Origin of the sequence: Bradyrhizobium guangxiense (assembly GCF_004114915.1) — a bacterium.
GTDB lineage: Bacteria > Pseudomonadota > Alphaproteobacteria > Rhizobiales > Xanthobacteraceae > Bradyrhizobium > Bradyrhizobium guangxiense.
This window is the reverse complement of sequence record NZ_CP022219.1, coordinates 4,553,237-4,571,525: the sequence shown is the minus strand read 5'-3', so window position 1 is coordinate 4,571,525 and position 18,289 is coordinate 4,553,237. Positions and strand designations below refer to the sequence as shown.

At 64.2% G+C, this 18,289-nt stretch carries 17 protein-coding genes; 8 read left to right on the top strand and 9 right to left on the bottom strand.

The genetic code is table 11. From position 1 onward, the window contains the following. Positions 1-76 precede the first annotated feature (76 nt). Complete coding sequence (locus X268_RS21915; RefSeq protein WP_164937857.1) at positions 77-1,228, top strand: AGE family epimerase/isomerase; 1,152 nt, start codon at positions 77-79, stop codon at positions 1,226-1,228. Here the strand turns inward: X268_RS21915 and X268_RS21910 are convergent. From X268_RS21910 to X268_RS21880, 6 genes are all read right to left on the bottom strand, one after another. Next, positions 1,225-2,064 carry an ABC transporter ATP-binding protein gene (locus X268_RS21910; RefSeq protein ID WP_128926841.1) on the bottom strand — a complete coding sequence of 280 codons (840 nt, stop codon included), beginning with the start codon at positions 2,062-2,064 and terminating at the stop codon, positions 1,225-1,227. The genes X268_RS21915 and X268_RS21910 overlap by 4 nt on opposite strands. 161 nt (positions 2,065-2,225) lie before the next feature. After that, positions 2,226-3,509: an ABC transporter substrate-binding protein gene (locus X268_RS21905; RefSeq protein ID WP_128926840.1), complete on the bottom strand. Its 1,284-nt coding sequence runs from the start codon at positions 3,507-3,509 to the stop codon at positions 2,226-2,228. A gap of 44 nt (positions 3,510-3,553) precedes the next feature. Beyond that, complete coding sequence (locus tag X268_RS21900; protein WP_128926839.1) at positions 3,554-4,627, bottom strand: branched-chain amino acid ABC transporter permease; 1,074 nt, start codon at positions 4,625-4,627, stop codon at positions 3,554-3,556. Positions 4,628-4,630: 3 nt separating this feature from the next. Continuing rightward, positions 4,631-5,524 carry a branched-chain amino acid ABC transporter permease gene (locus X268_RS21895; protein WP_128926838.1) on the bottom strand — a complete coding sequence of 298 codons (894 nt, stop codon included), beginning with the start codon at positions 5,522-5,524 and terminating at the stop codon, positions 4,631-4,633. 118 nt (positions 5,525-5,642) lie between these two features. Next, the gene (locus tag X268_RS21885) at positions 5,643-7,574 is read right to left on the bottom strand and encodes a long-chain fatty acid--CoA ligase (protein ID WP_128926836.1); all 1,932 of its coding nucleotides are present in this window, start codon (positions 7,572-7,574) and stop codon (positions 5,643-5,645) included. Further along, positions 7,571-8,392 carry an ABC transporter ATP-binding protein gene (locus X268_RS21880; RefSeq protein WP_128926835.1) on the bottom strand — a complete coding sequence of 274 codons (822 nt, stop codon included), beginning with the start codon at positions 8,390-8,392 and terminating at the stop codon, positions 7,571-7,573. The genes X268_RS21885 and X268_RS21880 overlap by 4 nt, the downstream gene beginning before the upstream one ends. Positions 8,393-8,726: 334 nt before the next feature. On the opposite strand from X268_RS21880, the gene X268_RS21875 reads away from it, so the two are divergent. Beyond that, the gene (locus tag X268_RS21875) at positions 8,727-9,401 is read left to right on the top strand and encodes a Crp/Fnr family transcriptional regulator (RefSeq protein ID WP_128926834.1); all 675 of its coding nucleotides are present in this window, start codon (positions 8,727-8,729) and stop codon (positions 9,399-9,401) included. Between the two features lie 8 nt (positions 9,402-9,409). Here the strand turns inward: X268_RS21875 and X268_RS21870 are convergent, their stop codons facing one another. After that, positions 9,410-10,672, bottom strand: a complete 1,263-nt coding sequence (locus X268_RS21870) for an MFS transporter (protein WP_128926833.1) — start codon at positions 10,670-10,672, stop codon at positions 9,410-9,412. Positions 10,673-10,794: 122 nt separating this feature from the next. Continuing rightward, positions 10,795-11,637, bottom strand: coding sequence for a uroporphyrinogen-III synthase (locus X268_RS21865; protein ID WP_128926832.1), 843 nt, complete (start codon positions 11,635-11,637; stop codon positions 10,795-10,797). A gap of 150 nt (positions 11,638-11,787) precedes the next feature. Here X268_RS21865 and purU point away from each other — a divergent pair, with 150 nt between their 5' ends. Then, positions 11,788-12,651 carry a formyltetrahydrofolate deformylase gene (purU, locus tag X268_RS21860; RefSeq protein WP_128926831.1) on the top strand — a complete coding sequence of 288 codons (864 nt, stop codon included), beginning with the start codon at positions 11,788-11,790 and terminating at the stop codon, positions 12,649-12,651. 72 nt (positions 12,652-12,723) lie between these two features. Here purU and X268_RS21855 read toward each other — a convergent pair whose 3' ends face one another. Continuing rightward, complete coding sequence (locus tag X268_RS21855; protein ID WP_128926830.1) at positions 12,724-13,008, bottom strand: hypothetical protein; 285 nt, start codon at positions 13,006-13,008, stop codon at positions 12,724-12,726. A gap of 532 nt (positions 13,009-13,540) precedes the next feature. Here X268_RS21855 and X268_RS21850 point away from each other — a divergent pair. From X268_RS21850 to X268_RS21830, 5 genes are all read left to right on the top strand, one after another. Next, positions 13,541-14,731 (top strand): ABC transporter substrate-binding protein, encoded by a 1,191-nt coding sequence (locus tag X268_RS21850; protein WP_128926829.1) that lies wholly within the window; start codon positions 13,541-13,543, stop codon positions 14,729-14,731. 180 nt (positions 14,732-14,911) lie between these two features. Beyond that, positions 14,912-15,781 carry a branched-chain amino acid ABC transporter permease gene (locus tag X268_RS21845; protein WP_128926828.1) on the top strand — a complete coding sequence of 290 codons (870 nt, stop codon included), beginning with the start codon at positions 14,912-14,914 and terminating at the stop codon, positions 15,779-15,781. An 8-nt stretch (positions 15,782-15,789) separates the two neighbouring features. Next, the gene (locus X268_RS21840) at positions 15,790-16,818 is read left to right on the top strand and encodes a branched-chain amino acid ABC transporter permease (RefSeq protein WP_128926827.1); all 1,029 of its coding nucleotides are present in this window, start codon (positions 15,790-15,792) and stop codon (positions 16,816-16,818) included. Then, positions 16,815-17,570, top strand: a complete 756-nt coding sequence (locus X268_RS21835) for an ABC transporter ATP-binding protein (protein ID WP_128926826.1) — start codon at positions 16,815-16,817, stop codon at positions 17,568-17,570. Before X268_RS21840 ends, X268_RS21835 begins: the two co-directional genes overlap by 4 nt. Beyond that, a complete protein-coding gene (locus X268_RS21830) occupies positions 17,563-18,279 on the top strand; it encodes an ABC transporter ATP-binding protein (RefSeq protein WP_128926825.1) in 717 nt (238 codons plus the stop codon). The genes X268_RS21835 and X268_RS21830 overlap by 8 nt, the downstream gene beginning before the upstream one ends. The last annotated feature ends 10 nt before the right edge of the window (positions 18,280-18,289 follow it).

Below are 18,289 nucleotides of genomic sequence, written 5' to 3'. Positions count from 1 at the left end.
TCCGTGTTGGCATCCGTTGCGCGCCGCCACCGGCATGGGTATCAGACCGCCATTGGTGAGGCCGAGAGAGGACCCGATGGCGGACGTAAGAAGCATTGCGGCAGATGAGGCTGCGGATGTCGTCGCGCGCCTGAAGCGCCGCATGATCGACGAGGCGCTGCCGCTGTGGTCGACCGTCGGGTGGGATCATGCCGCGGGCGGCTTCATCGATCGGCTGCACCGCGACGGCACCGCGGACACGGCCGCGCCACGGCGCGTATTCGTGCAGGCCCGCCAGATCTATTGCTATGCCAAGGCTGCGCAGTTGGGCTGGTATTCCGAAGGGCGCGCCATTGCGCTGAAGGGATTGGAGCATTTCCTGGCCAAAGCCAAGGCGCCCGACGGCCGGCCCGGCTATGTGCACCGGTTGACGCCGGAGGGGGCGGTGCTGGACGGCCGGCGCGATGCCTACGACCACGCCTTCATCCTGTTTGCTCTCGCGACCGTCTATGCGCTCGACCAGGACGCGCAGATTCGAGCCGAGATCGACGCGCTGCTCGCCTTCCTCGACGGCCATCTCCGTTCGCCGCACGGCGGCGTGCACGAAGGCCTTCCGGTTTCGTTGCCGCGCCGGCAGAACCCGCACATGCATCTGTTCGAGGCGATGATCGCCTGTTTCGATGCGACCCACGATCTGTCGTTCCAGAACCGCGCCGGCGAGTTCTTCGCGCTGTTCCTCGCCAACCTCTACGACAAGCAGAAGCATGTGTTGTCGGAGTATTTCGAGGAGGATTGGTCGAAGATCGAGCCGGTCAGTGTCGAGCCCGGCCACCAGGCGGAATGGGTCTGGCTGCTGAAGGGCTTCGAACGCATCACGGGTTGTCCGACCGGGCAGCGGCGCGCGGAGCTGCTGGCGACCGCGCTGCGCTATCGCGACGAGGCCACGGGCTGCCTGATCGATGAGGGCGATGCGAGCGGCAACATCCGTCGCAGCACGCGCCGGCTGTGGCCGCAGACCGAGATCGCGAAGGCTTGGATCGCGCAGGCCGAATCCGGTGAAGCGGGCGCGACCGAGGAGGCGCGCGCGGCGCTGGTGCGGCTCGAACGGCATTATCTCAGCCATCCCGTGAGGGGTGGCTGGTACGACCAGTTCGACCGCGACGGCAAATCGCTGATCGACACCATTCCCGCATCGTCGTTCTATCATGTTCTCTGCGCAGTCACGGAAGCGGAGCAGGTGCTCGGTTAGAGCCACCGCTTGCGCCGCTTGAAGCTCTTGAGGTTCTTGAAGCTCTTGCGCTGGTCGCCGGCGCCGCCGAGGTAGAATTCCTTGACGTCCTCGTTGTCGCGCAATTCGTCGGCAGTGCCGTCGAGCACGACCTTGCCCTGCTCCATGATGTAGCCGTGGCTCGCCACCGACAGCGCGGCGCGTGCGTTCTGCTCGACCAGGAGGATGGTGACACCGAGGTCGCGGTTGATCTTCTGGATGATCGAGAACACCTCTTTCACCAGCAGCGGCGACAGGCCCATCGAGGGCTCGTCCATCAGGATCATCTTCGGGCGCGCCATCAGGGCGCGGCCGATGGCGAGCATCTGTTGCTCGCCGCCGGAGAGATAGCCGGCAAGCCCGGTGCGCTCCTTCAGGCGCGGGAAGTAGTTGAAGACCATGTCGAGGTCGGAATCGACCTCGCGGTCCCGGCGAGTGAAGGCGCCGAGCTTGAGATTCTCGAGCGAGGTCATGTCGGCGACGATGCGGCGGCCCTCCATGACCTGGAAGATGCCGCGGCGGACGATCTTGTCGGGGTCGATACCGTTGATCCGCTCGCTATCGAACACAATTTCGCCGCGCGTGACTTCGCCGTCCTCGGTCTTGAGCAGCCCCGAGATCGCCTTCAGCGTCGTCGACTTGCCGGCGCCGTTGGCGCCCAGCAGCGCCACGATCGCGCCCTTGGGGACGTCGAGGCTGAGGCCGCGCAGCACCAGGATGACGTCGTCATAGACGACCTCGATGTTACGCACCGCGAGGAGGGGCGGCGTCGCGACAGCGGTGGGAGTTGAGCGGGTTGCTTCAATGGTTTGGGACATGCGTCTTCATTCTCCGCTGTCGTCACCTGCGAAGGCGGGTGACCCAGTATTCCAGAGGCGCCGGAGATTCCTCGAGAAGCTGCGGCGTACTGGATCCCCCGCTCCGGTTCGCAATGCGCACAAGGCGGGGGATGACAGTGTTCGTGTGGTCAAAGCCGGCCTCACCAGCCCAGCAATTCCGGCTTGCGCGGCAGCTCGACGGTCTTCACCTTCTCGAGCTTGATCGTGCCCTTGGCCATGAGGTCGTTGAGATCGCCGTCGGTCGCGCCCGAGACCTTGGTACGGTAGAGATCGACCTTCAGCGTGCCGCGATGGTCCTTGTCGGTCCAGGTCGAGGGATTGCAGACGCCTTCCATTCCGGCCGGTACCCAATCCTTCTTCTGGTAGAAGCCCTTGGCGACGTTCTCACCGGTGGCGCCACCGTTCTTGACGGCCCAATCGATCGCCTCCTTCATGTACAGCGCCGAGCAGACCGCTGCGACGTAGTGCACGGGACGATAGACCTTGCCGCTGGGGTCGGACATCTTCGAGATTTCCATCACCGTCTTCATGCCGGGCGCATCGCCGCCCCAGCTCACCGCGGTGCGCAAGGGGAAGATCACCCCGTTGGCTGAATCGCCTGCCGTCTTGGCGGCGTTCTCGTCCATGCCCCAGACGTTGCCGAGGAACTGGATCTCGACGCCGGCGGTTTTGCAGGCCTTCATCACCGAGATGTTCGAGGCCGCGGTGTTGCCGAGATAGGCGTAGTTGGCTCCGGAGGATTTCAGGCTCAGGCACTGCGCGCTGTAGTCGCCCGGCGTCAGCGCGAACACCAGTGGCGGCAGCACTTCGAAGCCGAGCTCCTGCGCCATGGCTTCGCCGGCGGCCTTCGGTGCGTTCGGATAGGGATGGTTGGCGCCCATATGCACGAATTTCGGCTTGCCGGACTTGCCCTTGGCTTTCCAATCCTCGGCGGCCCACATCAGCATCGCGCGTAGCGAGTCCGAATAGCTCGGGCCATAGAAGAAGTTATAGGGCGCGGGCTTGGCCTTGCCGCTGACGCCTTCTGGATCGGTGAGTGCTGCGGCATAGGAGCCGGACATGTCGGGGATCTTGTCCTGGGCGAGGAAGCCGGTCAGCGCCTCGGTGTCGGCGGTGCCCCAGCCCATGATCGCGGCGACCTTGCTGTCCGGCGCGGACCACTTCTTGTACAGCGCGATCGCGCGCGGCACCTGGTAGCCGTAGTCGTTGGTGTCGACGTTGACCTGCTTGCCGCCGACGCCGCCGTTCTTGTTGACCCAGGCGAAGGTGTCTGCGACGGCCTGGCCATAGGGCGTGCCGACGTCGGAGGTGCCGCCCGAATAGTCGGCGAGGTGCCCGATCGCGATCTGCGCCTGCGCGCCGGCCGAGAATGCGGCGATCGCGAACGCGAGCGATGCGGTGCTCAAAAGGGACTTCATCGTCATGGGTCGGTTCCTCCTGTTTATTGTTTAAGTGAAGTTGCCCGCGCTCAATGCGAGAACGGGTAGAGTTTCCAGTATGCCTTGATCTGCCGCCAGCGATGCGCGAGCCCGTCAGGCTCGAACATCAGGAATGCGATGATGATCACCCCGATCGCGATCTCGCGCAGGAAGGTGATGTTGGTGTTGAGGGAGAGCGCCTTGTCGATTGCGCCGCCCTTCAGGTACAGGCTGATGAATTCCATGGATTCCGGCAGCAGCACCACGAAGGCGGTGCCCATCAGCGTGCCCATGATCGAGCCGGTGCCGCCGATGATGATCATGGCCAGGAATAGGATCGAGCGCTCGATGCCGAAGCCCTCCTGCGACACCACGAGCTGATAGTGCGCGTAAAGCGCGCCGGCGATGCCGGCGAAGAAGGCGGCGAGCCCGAACGACAGCGTGCGGTATTTCGTCAGGTTGATGCCCATGATCTCGGCGGAGAGATAATGGTCGCGGATCGCCACCAGCGCGCGGCCGTCGCGGGTGCGCATCAGATTGGTGACAAGGATGTAGCTCAAGAGCACGTAAGCCAGCACGACGTAGAAATATTGCCGGTCGCCCCGCAGCGTGTAGCCGAAGATCGAAAACGGCTCCGCGCTCGCCGGCACCGAGCCGCCGGAAAACCATTCGGCGCGGGAGAAGAAGTCGAGCAGGATGTATTGCGCGGCCAGCGTCGCGATGACGAGATAGAGTCCCTTCAGCCGCGCCGCCGGGATGCCGAAGATCAGGCCGACCAGCGCGGTGATGACGCCAGCGAGCGGGATTGCGAAGAACACGGGGATCGGCGCGTTGTTGGAGATGTAGGCCGAGGTGAAAGCGCCGAGCAGGAAGAAAGCGGCATGCCCGATCGAGATCTGGCCGGTGAAGCCGACCAGGATATTGAGGCCGAGCGCCGCGATCGAGAAGATGCCGATCTGGATCAGGATGCTGAGCCAGTAGCCGCTGAAGAATTGCGGCGCGAGGCACAGCAGCGCTACGCCTGCAATGGCGAAGTTGCGGCTCGTCGTCGTCGGGGAGATCGTGGTGTCGGCCGCATAGGAGGTGCGGAAATCACCAGCAGGAATGAGGGCAGGGCCGGCCATGGGTCAGATCCGTTCGATGTCGTGGGTGCCGAACAGGCCGTAGGGCTTGATCATCAGCACGATGATGAGGACGTAGAACGGCGCGATCTCGTAGAGATTGCCCCAGTGCAGGTACTCGCTGTCGACATATTGCGCGACGTTCTCGAGCAGTCCGATGATGATGCCCCCGAGCACGGCGCCGCCGACGGAGTCGAGCCCGCCCAGGATCGCCGCCGGAAACACCTTGATGCCGTAGGCGGCAAGGCCCGAAGACACGCCGTTCACGACCGCGACGACGACACCCGCGACCGCCGACACCGTCGCCGAGATCGCCCAGGCCATCGCGAACACGCTCTTCACGGAAATGCCGAGCGACTGCGCGACCTGCTGGTTGAACGCGGTGGCGCGCATCGCAAGACCGTATTTGGAGGCACGGAAGAACCAGGCCATGCCGACCATCATGGCGACCGACACCACGAGGCTCATGACGTAGACGGTCTGGATCTGCAGTCCGAACAGGCTGACCGACTGGCTCTCGAACACGCGCGGGAACGGCTGCGGATTGACCCCGAACATCCATTTCAGCGTCGCCTGCAGCACGGTGGAGAGACCGATCGTCACCATGATCACCGAGATGATCGGCTCGCCGATCATCGGCCGCAGGATCAGCACCTGCACCGCGATGCCGAACACGAACATGAAGACCAGCGTGATCGGCATGCCGATCCAGAACGGCACCTGGTATTTCGCAAGCAAGGCCCAGCACACCCAGGCGCCGACCAGCAGCAGCTCGCCTTGCGCGAAGTTGACGACCTGTGTCGCCTTGTAGATCAGCACGAACGACATCGCGACCACGCCATAGAGCGTGCCGACCACGAGACCGTTGACCAGGAGCTGGATGAGAAAGGCGGTGTTCATGTTGGGTGGCTCGGCTCGTCATTGCCGGGCTTGACCCGGCAATCCATCGATGCGGAAGGAAGATTGTTCGGAAGAGGATGGATGCGCGGGGCAAGCCCGCGCATGACGACTATTTGTGTCACTCCGCAGCCTCCGCCATGTGGCCATGTCCGCCGAGGTCCACCACGCGCAGCGTCGTTCGCACCCGCTGCGTGGTGCCGTCCTGGAAGCGGATCACGGTGTCGACGGGGATGTCGGAATCACCGCGGTAGATGGCGTCGATGATGCCGGCGTATTTCTCGTTGATGACGCCGCGGCGTACCTTTCGCGTCCGGGTGAGCTCGCCGTCGTCGGCGTCGAGCTCCTTGTAGAGCAGCAGGAAGCGCGAGATGCGCTGCGCCGGCGGCAGCGTGGCGTTGACGGTCTCGACCTCCTTCTGCAGCAGCGCGTAGACTTCGGGCCGCGAGGCGAGATCGCTGTAGGTCGTGAAGGAGAGGCGGTTCTTCTCCGCCCATTTGGAGATGATGGAGTAGCGGATGCAGATCATCGCCGCGAGCGCGTCGCGGCCGGCGCCCAGCACCACGGCTTCGGCGATATAGGGCGAGAATTTCAGCTTGTTCTCGATGAATTGCGGCGAGAAGCGCTCGCCGCGCGAGGTCTCGGCGAGGTCCTTGATGCGGTCGATCACGACGAGCTGGCTGTTGGCGTTGAAATAGCCGGCATCGCCCGACAACATCCAGCCGTCTTTGATGTCGGCGACACTCGCTTCCGGGTTCTTGTAGTAGCCCAGAAACATGTTGGGGTGCCGCACCACGATTTCGCCGACGCCATGGACGTCGGGATTGTCGATGCGGATCTCGACATTGTCGGCCATCGGCACGCCGGTGGTGTCAGGATCGACCTTGCCCTCGGGATGCAGCGTATAGGCGCCTAACAGCTCGGTCTGGCCGTACAGCGTGCGCAACGGCACGCCCATGGCCTGGAAGAACTTGAAGGTGTCAGGCCCGAGCGCCGCGCCGCCGGTGGCGGCTGAACGCAGCCGGGTAAAGCCGAGGCGGTCGCGGAGCGCGCGGAACAGGATGGCATCGGCAAAGCCGGACCGCTTGCCCTGTTCGAGGGCGGCGAGGCCGTTCTTCATGCCGATATCGAACAGGCGCTGCTTGAAGGGCGTTGCGTCCATCACCTTGGCGCGGACATCGGCGGCGATGGATTCCCAGACGCGAGGGGCGAACAGGACGAAGGTCGGCGCGATCTCGCGCAGATCGTTCATCATGGTATCGGGCTCTTCGACGAAGTTGATCTTCATCCGGCACAAGAGGCCTTTGCCGAGCACGTAGACCTGCTCCATGATCCAGGGCAGCGGCAGCACCGAGACATATTCGTCGTCCGGTCCCTTCGGATCGAAGGCGAGATAGGTCGCGCAGTGGCCGAGCACGCGGCCGGCGGCGAGCATCGCGAGCTTGGGATGGGACGTGGTGCCCGACGTGGTGCAGAGGATCGCGACGTCCTCGCCCTTGGTGGCATCGACGAGCTTGTCGTAGAGCTCCGGCTCGCGCGTGGCACGTGCCCGGCCGAGCTCGGCAAACTTTTCGGCCGACATCAGCCTGGGATCGTCGTATTTCCGCATCCCGCGCGGATCGGAATAGATGATGTGCTTCAGCTTCGGCGCGCGCTCGGCGAGGGCGAGCAGCTTGTCGACCTGCTCCTCGTCCTCGGCGAAGACGAGCTGCGCCTCGCCATAGTTGAGGAGATAGGAGGCCTCCTCGTCGAGCACGTCGCGATATAGTCCGAGGCTGAGGCCGCCGATGGCGTGCGTCGCCACTTCCGCCGCCACCCAGTCCGGCCGATTGTCGCCGATGATGCCGATGACGTCGCCGCGGCCGAGGCCCATTTCGACGAGACCGAGGGCGAAGTCGCGCACGCGGGCCTGGTAGTCGTTCCACGTGAACAGCCGCCACAGTCCGAGATCCTTTTCGCGCAATGCGATCTCGTTGCCGTGCTCCTTCGCGTTGAGCCGGAGCATCTTCGGATAGGTGTCGGCCTGCGCGACGCGGCCTGAGTAATCCATCATGCCGCGCACTCCGGAGCAACGGGCTTGTCGTCGGGATCGACCAGCACCTCGTCTTCCTCACCCAGATAGGCACGCTTGACATGGGGATCGGCGAGCACCGCCGCCGGATCGCCTTCGGCGATCTTCTTGCCGAAATCCAGCACCATGACGCGGTGGGAGATGTCCATCACCACGCCCATGTCGTGCTCGATCATCACCACCGTCATCCCGAACTCCTCGTTGAGATCGACGATGTAGCGCGCCATGTCTTCCTTCTCCTCGAAGTTCATGCCGGCCATCGGCTCGTCGAGGAGGATGAGGCGCGGCTCCAGCGCCATGGCGCGGGCGAGCTCGACGCGCTTGCGCAGCCCGTAGGAGAGTGTGCCGGCCTGCGCTTTCCGCACCGACTGGAGGTCGAGGAAGTCGATGATCTCCTCGACCTTGCGGCGGTGCTCGAGCTCCTCCTTGCGCGCGCCGGTGAGCCAGTACAGCGAGCCGGTGAGGAAGTTGTTCTTGAGGAGGTGATGGCGGCCGACCATGATGTTGTCGAGCACGCTCATGTGGTGGAACAGCGCCAGGTTCTGGAAGGTGCGGCCGATGCCGAGCGAGGCCCGCGCATTCGGCGTCAGGCCGGTGATGTCGCGCTCCCCATAGAACAGCTGGCCCTCGGTCGGCTTGTAGCGACCGGAAATACAGTTCACGATCGAGGTCTTGCCGGCGCCATTGGGACCGATGATCGAGAACAGCTCGCCGTCCTTGATGGCGAAGCTGACGTCGGTCAGCGCACGGACGCCGCCGAATCGCAAGGACACGCCGCGCACTTCGAGACTGGTAGCCACCAAACGAATCCCTCCCGGTGATGGCGCTTTTTGGCTGCGCTCTTCGTCCGTTCCTGCCAGCGATCCTAGTACGGCCGTACCGGCGAGGCCATGCAGCAGATGGTCTCGACCGGAGCCGCCACTCTCGTTCCCGTCAGGGATCAAAAGCCGCATCGCCCAAGGTGGTCCTCAATAGGGGAAAGCGCTATTTTGAAATGTCTCCCGGCTGACAATTCTGCGACAAAGTTTGCGGGGCGGCAGCGGCCTCCATCTTTCGTCGGATGGCGGTCGAAATCATCATGTTGCAATGCAACAGAAGGCGGAGTGACCAAACGGTGCGGCTGGCCGCGAGATCATGATTGCAGAAGATCATCTGAAGCGCGTCGCCGCCTGGTCGCGCGAGCTCACGCAAGCTGAGATCGAGGTCGCGCGTGCCGGAATCACGGAGCGGTCCTACGGCACCGGCGAGACCGTATTCATGCGCGGTGACACGTTTGCCTATTGGGCCGGCATGGTGAGCGGCCTTGCCCGCATGGGCGGGGTATCGCGCGACGGCAAGGAGACCAGCCTTGCCGGGTTGACGGCAGGGGCCTGGTTCGGCGAGGGCAGCGTGCTCAAGAACGAGCCGCGCCGTTATGACGTGGTCGCGCTCCGCGACAGCCGAGTCGCGCTGATGGAACGCAGCGCCTTCATGTGGCTGTTCGAGAACAGCGTCGGCTTCAACCGCTTTCTGGTGCGCCAGCTCAACGAGCGACTCGGTCAGTTCATCGGCATGCTCGAGGTCAACCGCACACTGGACGCGACCGCGCGCCTCGCTCGCAGCATTGCCTCACTGTTCAACCCGATCCTCTATCCGGAATCGACCGCGCATCTGGAGATCACCCAGGAGGAGATCGGCGCACTCTCCGGCATGTCCCGGCAGAACGCCAACCGTGCGCTGAACCGGTTGGAGAAGGAGGGACTGCTGCGACTGGAATATGGCGGGGTCACTATCCTCGATGTCGAGCGGCTGCGCGGCTACGGGGATTAGAAGTCTCGTTATCGCGCATTGGCGGGCGCGTGGACCCGCCAGAGGTCGGCTCGCCAACGGATCGCGATCGCCAGCATCGCGATCAAGCCTGCGGCGGCATAGAGCGAGCCCGTCGCGGTATAGCCAATGACGTCGATCATGCTGCCGGCCGCCAGGAGCCCGAGCGGCAGGCCATAGATCACCATCATGCGCACGCCCATCACGCGGCCGCGCAGATGTGCGCTCGCCGTGCGCATCAGGATCACGGCTGCCGAGATCATCGACATGCTCTGGGCGATGCCGGCGAGCACGAGGCAGGCCATTGCCACCGGCATGGTCCTGACCTCGACGAACACCAGCAGCATGGCGTACCAGGCGAGCGTCGCGCCGATCAGAAGCCGGGCAATGCGCAGTCCGCTGACGAGGCTGAGCGTGATGGAGCCGGTCAGCGAGCCGACGGCGAAGCTCGCCGAGAGATACCCGAGGCCGGTCTGATCGGTCTGAAAGATCTCCCTGGCGATATATGGCAGCAGTCCGCCGGTGAAGGGAAATGCGGTAAGATTGGCCAGGAAGGCGACGCATAGCGCCGCGCGCATTCCCGGGCCATTCCAGGCGTAGACGATCCCTTCCTTCAAGTCGCCCAGCAATCTCGAAACGGCGTGGCTGTTCGCCGGAAGATCGCTGGTGGTGACGGTCCTTTTCGGCCGGGTCAGGCAAAGCATGAGAAGTGCGGCCGTGAGGTAGAGACAGGCGATCGCCACATAAACGAGGCCAATGCCGAGGACGGCGAACAGCCCGGCGCCCGTCAACGCTCCGGCGATGCGCGCGCTGTCCTGGGTCGTGCGCGCAACGCTGATGGCGCCCACCAGCTGCTCGGCCGGCATGATCTCGGCGAGCAGCGCGCCCCGGACGCCGAGATCGGAGGGGCGAATCAGACCCATGACCGCGACGATGATCATGACACTGAGCGGCGACAGATGTCCGGTCAGTGCCAGAGCCATGATGGTCGACGAGAGCGCCGTGTAGGCAAGACGCATCACGACCAGCAGATCGCGATGGCCCATGCGGTCGCCGATCATGCCGAACACCGGCGCGACCAATGTCCCGACGAACTGGAGCGAGGCAAGCACGGTGAGCAGCAGCACCGATCCGGTCTCGACCATGATGTCCCAGCCGAGCACGAGCGTCTCCACCTCGAACGCCCAGGAGGTGAGCAGATCGGATGGCCATTGGAAGCGATAGTTGCGGATGCGGAACGGCGCGAGCGCCGAAGGTCGTGCGCCCGTGCTCAAGGCGCGATGGCTCGTGTCACGGCGATTCCCTGCCCGTGTGGTTTCTTTTCATTTCGGGCAAGCTAGGGCCGACGACGCGCGTGTCAATCGGAGCCGCCGCATGCCGCTCCCGCGCTCAGCTCCTATCTGGCGGTCGCGGCCGGCTTCCGCTCTGCGAGAGCCGCAGCCATCGCCGAGATCAGCGGGCGCATGAAATAGGCGTCTTCGGCCGGCGAGACATCGGTGCGCAGGCCATGCGCGGCGAGCTCACCGGAGACCGCCGGGCCGACCGACGCAATCAGCGTCTGTTCGAGGCCGGCGCGCAGCTTGGCCTCGCTGCCATGCGCCTTCGCGGCCTCGATCAGGCGGCGCACCTGGCCGAGATTGGTGAGCGCGAGGGCGTCGATCCGCCCCGCGGCCATGTCGTCGACGGCGGCGACGATATTGGCATCCGCCGCCTTGGAGTCGTAGACGTAGGGCAGCACGGTGTCGACCTCGGCACCTTGTGCCGCAAGCGCGCCGGTCAGGGTGCTGTGGTCCTTGTCCGGATAGAGCTGCAGGCCAAGGCGGCGGCCCTTCAGATCGAGCCTACCCAGCATCTCGATCACGCCTTCGGTGGTCGGTTTCTCCGTGGTCTGCTGCGCTTCCAGACCGACCTCGCGCAGCGCCTTGCCGGGCTTGGGGCCGCGGGTGAATTTCCGGGTCTTGGCGAGCGCTGCGACAAGGGCGGCGTCGAGCCCACGGGCGCCGGCGAGCTTCATGATCCGCCGCAGGCCTTCACCGGTCATCAGCACGAGGTCATCGAGGGACTTCTCGATGGCGCGGCGGATCCAGGCCTCGACCGGGGCCGGGTCCGGCGCATCGTGAATGGTAAACATCGGGCACTGCACGACGTCGGCGCCTTGCTCGGCCAGAAGCTTGGAGAACTGCGCTTCCTCGCGCGTTTCCAGGATCAGGATGCGGTAGCCGTTCAAGCGGTCGGCCATGGGGATGCTCCGGTGAGAATTCGCAATCGTCCGTTCATCCTGACTCCGCGGTTGGGATTGGCGCAAGGGCGGGGTCGGTGCTAGAGCAGGGCGCAAATCACGGACAGTTCCGCTGCACAAACCTTCATCAGAGCCAAGCCGTTCATCAACATGCCCGACCATCAATATGTTCTGACCCTGTCCTGTCCGGATCGCCCCGGCATCGTCTCGGCGGTGTCGACGTTCCTCGCGCATAACGGGCAGAACATCCTCGATGCCCAGCAGTTCGACGACATCGAGACCAACAAGTTCTTCATGCGGGTGGTGTTCACCGCGGCCGATCTCGCCGTGGAACTGTCGGCGCTGCAGACCGGTTTCGCCGCGATCGCCGAGCGGTTCGGCATGGAATGGCAGATGCGCGACCGGGCGGCACATCGCAAGGTGATGCTGCTGGTGTCGAAGTCCGACCACTGCCTGGTCGATATCCTCTATCGCTGGCGCACCGGCGAATTGCCGATGGTTCCGACTGCGATCGTCTCGAACCATCCGCGCGAGGTCTATGCCGGGCTCGATTTCGGCGGCATCCCGTTCCACCATCTGCCGGTCACCAAGGAGACCAAGCGCGAGCAAGAGGCACAGATCCTCGACCTCGTCGCCAAGACTGGGACGGATCTCGTCGTGCTCGCCCGTTACATGCAGATCCTGTCGGACGATTTGTCGGCAAAGCTTTCGGGGCGCTGTATCAACATCCACCACTCGTTCCTGCCGGGCTTCAAGGGCGCAAAGCCCTATCACCAGGCCCATGAGCGTGGCGTCAAGCTGATCGGCGCCACGGCGCATTACGTCACGCGTGATCTCGACGAGGGCCCGATCATCGACCAGGACGTCGAGCGCATCAGCCATCGCGACACGCCGGAAGATCTCGTCCGCAAGGGCCGCGACATCGAACGCCGCGTGCTCGCCCGCGCGATCCGCTACCATCTCGACGACCGCGTCATCCTCAACGGCCGCAAGACCGTGGTGTTCGTGGATTAGCGAAGAGTGAGTGGCGAGTAGCGAATAAAAGGGGTTGCTATATTCACCACTCCCTATTCGCCATTCGCTCCCTTAACGCACCGGGCCAGCCGAATTCGTCCCCGTCGTCCCCTTCTGCGCCTGCTCTTCCTTCTCGCGATCGGTCGCCGGCATCAACCGTTTGCGTTCGCGTTCCTTCATATAGGCATCGTATTGCGGGGTGCCCGGGCGCGGCGGAGCGTCGGCCGGCAGGCCGCCAGCCCATTGCGGGACGTAGTCGCCCATGCCGGCGGAAAGCTTCTCGTTGACCGTCCCGCAGCCGGACAGCCCTGCGGCGAGCGCAAGGACGAGGAGGGCGAAACGAAAATTTTGGGACATTGTGTTGGCGCGCACGCATTCGGTCATTGGACGCCAGCCCCCGGGGCGGGCGGGAAGAACGGTAGCCTTCAACAAGGTAAAATAGACTTATTCGAGGTAGGTAATTTATTACCAAGAGGCGGCCGGCCAAGGCGCGCCGATGTACAAATTCTGCAAGGGAAAGACGAAATCCTCCATCCTCGTGATCTCCGTCGTTTCTAAACTGCAATGCTTGGCTCGCGACACCATGGCGTGGCCGGCGGCCGGGGGTTTCGTTGACAAGTCCATTTTCTTTGTACATTCGTACAAATGGAGCGGCCGCCGTCGCGTTGGCTCGGGGTCACCTTGACGTAATTGCCGCGCCGCTTCCGGTCGGTCAGCCTCGGAACGTTTTGCTTGTGCCGAAAGCTCGCCAAACGTCCGATTGACAAGGAGGGCGCGAAAGACGCCCATGTGGCGCGCGATAATCGCTCGCGCGTGAGCTAAGGTTGAGGCAAGGACCGGGCACTCGGTCCAGGGCACAAGAGTCAGGAATGAAGGGGAGGGACATCTGATGTTCGAACGCAAGCAACTGTCTCATAAGGCATCTCGGGCGGCTGCCGTCGCGGCCATCGCGGGCCTTGCGGGTCTTGCGCCAGCCAAGGCCACGGACAGCGTCAAGGTCGGCCTGATCCTGCCGATGACGGGCGGTCAGGCCTCGACCGGCAAGCAGATCGAGAACGCGGTCAAGCTCTACATGCAGCAGAAGGGCGACACGGTCGCCGGCAAGAAGATCGAGATCATCGTCAAGGACGATGCCGCGATCCCGGACAAGACCAAGACCGCCGCGCAAGAGCTGATCGTCAACGACAAGGTCAACTTCATTGCCGGCTTCGGCGTGACACCGGCTGCGCTCGCAGCCGCGCCGCTTGCAACGCAAGCCAAGATCCCGGAAGTCGTGATGGCGGCCGGCACCTCCATTATCACCGAGCGCTCGCCCTATATCGTGCGCACCAGCTTCACGCTGGCACAGTCCTCGACCATCATCGGCGACTGGGCGGTGAAGAACGGCATCAAGAAGGTGGCGACGTTGACCTCGGACTATGCGCCGGGCAATGACGCCCTCAATTTCTTCAAGCAGAATTTCACCGCGGGCGGCGGCGAGGTGGTCGAAGAGGTCAAGACTCCGCTTGCCAACCCCGACTTCGCACCGTTCCTGCAGCGCATGAAGGACGCCAAGCCCGACGCGATCTTCGTGTTCGTGCCGGCCGGCCAGGGCGGCAACTTTATGAAGCAATATGCCGAGCGTGGCCTGGACAAGGCCGGCATAAAGGTGATCGGGCCGGGCGACGTCACCGACGACGACCTGCTCAACAACATGGGCGACGCGGTGCTCGGCACGGTCACCGCGCATCTCTATTCCGCGGCGCATCCCTCGCAGATGAACAAGGATTTCGTCGCAGCCTACAAGAAGGCGTTCGGCAATCGTCCGGGCTTCATGGCGGTGAGCGGCTATGACGGCATTCACCTGATCTACGAAGCGCTGAAGAAGACGGGCGGCGACACCGACGGGACCAAGCTGGTCGAAGCGATGAAGGGCCAGAAGTGGGAGAGTCCGCGCGGCCCGATCTCGATCGACCCCGAGACCCGCGACATCGTGCAGAACATCTACATCCGCAAGGTCGAGAAGGTCGACGGCGAGCTCTACAACGTCGAGTTCGCGACCTTCGAGGCCGTCAAGGATCTCGGCAAGACCAAGAAGTGACGCGCGAAAGCGCGTCATCCCCGGGCCCGCTTAGCGCGAACCCGGGATCTCATGCCCCTTGCTCCGCGTCATGCCCGGACTTGTCCCGGGCTTCCACGCAAAGCCGGGAAAAGAAGGCCTAGACAAGAACGTGGATGGCCGGGACAAGCCCGGCCATGACGATAACTCCAAGCTGAGACGATGACCGCGATCCTCACCAACCTGTTCGATGGCGTTGCCTACGGCATGCTGCTGTTCGTGCTCGCCTGCGGGCTCGCGGTCACGCTTGGCCTGATGAACTTCGTCAATCTCGCCCATGGCGCCTTCGCCATGGCCGGCGGCTATGTCTGCATGGTGCTGGTGAACCGGATGGGCTGGCCGTTCTTCGCCGCACTGCCGCTCGCCTTCGTTTCGTCTGCGGCGATCGGCATCGCGCTCGAACGGACGCTTTACCGCCACCTCTATACGCGCAGCCATCTCGACCAGGTGCTGTTCACCATCGGGCTGACCTTCATGTCGGTTGCGGCCGTCGACTATATCCAGGGGTCCTCGCGGGTGTTCATCAACCTGCCTGCCGCGCTGCAGGGTCAGTTCGACGTGCTCGGCGTCGGCATCGGCCGCTACCGGTTGATGATCATCGTGATCTGTGGCCTGCTCACCATCGGTCTGCAGATGGTGCTGGCCAAGACCCGCTTCGGCAGCCGGTTGCGCGCCGCCGTCGATGATCCGCGCGCGGCGAGCGGCCTCGGCATCAACGTGCCGCAGGTGTTCGCCTTCACCTTTGCCTTTGGCTGCGGGCTTGCCGGTCTCGGCGGTGCACTGAGCGCGGAGATCCTTGGCCTCGATCCGTATTTCCCGCTGAAGTTCATGATCTACTTCCTGATCGTGGTCACCGTCGGTGGCTCCTCCTCGATCACAGGCCCGTTTCTGGCCTCGCTGCTGCTCGGCATCGGCGACGTCGCCGGCAAGTATTACGTGCCGAAGATGGGCCCTTTCGTGATCTACACCATGATGATCGTGATCCTGATCTGGCGCCCGAACGGCCTGTTCGGCCGCACGGCCGCGCGTTGAGTTCGCCGATGAGCGCTTCGTCCGACGTCGGTTATCACGCCCAGCGCCAGGCGCGCTGGCACTACGGTGAAGTCGTCTTCTGGCTGATCGTGCTGGCCTGTGGCTTCGCCTTTCCCAATCGCTATCTGATCATGACCGATATCCTGCGGCTCGCGCTGTTCGCGATGTCGCTCGATCTGATCCTCGGCTATGCCGGCATCGTCTCGCTCGGCCATGCGGCGTTCTTCGGCGTCGGCGCCTATGCCGCGGGGCTTCTTGCGCTTCACGGCATCATCAACGAGCCCGTGCTGGCGCTGATCGCCGCTGGCCTTGCCGCGATGGTGCTCGGCTTTGCCACCAGCTTCCTGGTGATCCGCGGCGTCGACCTGACGCGCCTGATGGTGACACTCGGCATCGCGCTGCTGCTGGAGGCGCTGGCCGAGCGCTTCTCCAACATCACGGGCGGCACCGACGGTCTGCAGGGCATCGAGATGCAGCCGATCTTCGGCGTGATCCCCTTCGACTTGTTCGGCAAGGCCGGCTTCTTCTATTCGCTGACTGTCCTGTTCCTCTTGTTCCTGTTCGCCCGCCGCGTCGTGCATTCGCCGTTCGGCCTGTCGCTGCGTGCGATCAAGAACAATCCGCTGCGCGCCGCTGCGATCGGCATTCCCGTCAACCGCCGGCTGATCGCCATCTACACGCTCGCGGCTCTCTATGCCGGCATCGCAGGCGCGCTGTTCACCCAGACCACCGCGATCGCCTCGCTCGACGTCTTCGCTTTCGAACGTTCGGCGGATCTGATGCTGGTGCTGGTGATCGGCGGCACCGGCTATCTCTATGGCGGGCTGATGGGTGCGGTGGTGTTTCGCCTGCTCCAGGAATTGTTCTCCACCATCACCCCGCAATACTGGCAGTTCTGGATCGGCCTCGTGCTGGTCGTGATCGTGCTGATCGGTCGCCAGCGCCTGCACCGCTGGGTGCTGTACGTTCCCAACCTGGTGATCAGGCAGGTTGCCGGACGCAAGGCCGTCGTTGCCGTACCGGAGGGCGACGCGTGACCATAGCGCTCGAAACCCGGAATCTCGAAAAGCAGTTCGGCGGCCTGCGCGTCACCCGTGATCTCTCGCTCAAGGTCGAGCAGGGCGCCCGCCACGCGCTGATCGGCCCGAACGGCGCCGGCAAGACCACGGTCATCAACCAGCTCACCGGCGTGCTCAAGCCGAATTCGGGCCGCATCCTGCTCGAAGGCCAGGACATCACCGATCTACCCGTGCACAAGCGCGTGTTGCGTGGCCTGTCGCGCACCTTCCAGATCAACCAGCTCTATCCCGACCTGACGCCGCTGGAGACCATCGGCCTTGCCGTCTCCGAACGTCTCGGCCATGGCGGCGACTGGTGGCGGCGGATGGGCACGCGCAGTGACGTCAATGGCGAGATCGCCGATCTGCTCTCGCGCTTCCACCTGCTCGACGTCATGAACGAGCAGACCGTGACGCTGCCTTACGGCAAGCAGCGCCTGCTCGAGATCGCCGTCGCGATCGCGGCCAAGCCGCGCGTGCTGCTGCTCGACGAGCCTGCCGCCGGCGTGCCCGAAAGCGAACGTCACGACATCCTCGCCGTCGTAGGCAGCCTGCCGCGTGACGTCACGGTGCTGCTGATCGAGCATGACATGGACCTCGTCTTCTCCTTTGCAGATCACATCTCGGTGCTGGTCTCGGGCGCGCTGCTGACCGAAGGTCCGCCCGAGCAGGTCGCGCGCGATCCACAGGTCAAGGCGGTCTATCTCGGCGAGGAGGCGGTCAATGTCTGACCTGCTCGCGATCGATTCGCTTCGCGCCGGTTATGGCGAAGCGGTGGTGCTGCCCAACATGTCCTTGCGCCTCGCCGAGGGGCAGGTGCTGGCGCTGCTGGGGCGCAACGGCACCGGCAAGACCACGCTGATCAACTCCATTGTCGGCGTCCCCCGCCGCTTCTCCGGCTCGGTCGCGCTCGCCGGCACCGACGTCACCCCGCTGCGGCCCGACCAGCGCGCCCGCGCTGGCATCGGCTGGGTACCGCAGGAGCGCAACATCTTCCGCTCGCTCACGGTCGAGGAAAACATGACCGCGGTGGCCCAGCCGGGCCCCTGGACGGTCGAGAAGGTCTACGAAATGTTCCCGCGGCTGAAGGAGCGGCGGAGCAACTTTGGTAACCAGCTCTCCGGCGGCGAGCAGCAGATGCTGGCGATCGGCCGCGCGCTGACCCTCAACCCGAAGGTCTTGCTGCTGGACGAGCCGACCGAGGGTCTGGCCCCCATCATCGTCGAGGAGCTCTTGAAGGCGATCGGGACCATCACCCGGGCAGGGGGTATCTGCTCGATCATCGTCGAGCAGAATGCCCAAAAGATTCTGGGGCTTGCCGATCGGGTTGTGATATTGGAGCGCGGAACGATCGTCCACGACGCCCCGAGCTCCGCGCTGAAGGCCGACCCCTCGGTCCTGGAGCGGCACCTCGGCGTCGCAGGGGCGGCGGCCCACTAACTTGTCCGAC

Coding starts and splice junctions, on each gene's coding strand:
- X268_RS21915 (WP_164937857.1), top strand. CDS start 77: ATGGCGGACGTAAGAAGCATTGCGGCAGATGAGGCTGCGGATGTCGTC.
- X268_RS21910 (WP_128926841.1), bottom strand. CDS start 2,064: ATGTCCCAAACCATTGAAGCAACCCGCTCAACTCCCACCGCTGTCGCG.
- X268_RS21905 (WP_128926840.1), bottom strand. CDS start 3,509: ATGACGATGAAGTCCCTTTTGAGCACCGCATCGCTCGCGTTCGCGATC.
- X268_RS21900 (WP_128926839.1), bottom strand. CDS start 4,627: ATGGCCGGCCCTGCCCTCATTCCTGCTGGTGATTTCCGCACCTCCTAT.
- X268_RS21895 (WP_128926838.1), bottom strand. CDS start 5,524: ATGAACACCGCCTTTCTCATCCAGCTCCTGGTCAACGGTCTCGTGGTC.
- X268_RS21885 (WP_128926836.1), bottom strand. CDS start 7,574: ATGATGGATTACTCAGGCCGCGTCGCGCAGGCCGACACCTATCCGAAG.
- X268_RS21875 (WP_128926834.1), top strand. CDS start 8,727: ATGATTGCAGAAGATCATCTGAAGCGCGTCGCCGCCTGGTCGCGCGAG.
- X268_RS21865 (WP_128926832.1), bottom strand. CDS start 11,637: ATGGCCGACCGCTTGAACGGCTACCGCATCCTGATCCTGGAAACGCGC.
- purU (WP_128926831.1), top strand. CDS start 11,788: ATGCCCGACCATCAATATGTTCTGACCCTGTCCTGTCCGGATCGCCCC.
- X268_RS21855 (WP_128926830.1), bottom strand. CDS start 13,008: ATGTCCCAAAATTTTCGTTTCGCCCTCCTCGTCCTTGCGCTCGCCGCA.
- X268_RS21850 (WP_128926829.1), top strand. CDS start 13,541: ATGTTCGAACGCAAGCAACTGTCTCATAAGGCATCTCGGGCGGCTGCC.
- X268_RS21845 (WP_128926828.1), top strand. CDS start 14,912: ATGACCGCGATCCTCACCAACCTGTTCGATGGCGTTGCCTACGGCATG.
- X268_RS21840 (WP_128926827.1), top strand. CDS start 15,790: ATGAGCGCTTCGTCCGACGTCGGTTATCACGCCCAGCGCCAGGCGCGC.
- X268_RS21830 (WP_128926825.1), top strand. CDS start 17,563: ATGTCTGACCTGCTCGCGATCGATTCGCTTCGCGCCGGTTATGGCGAA.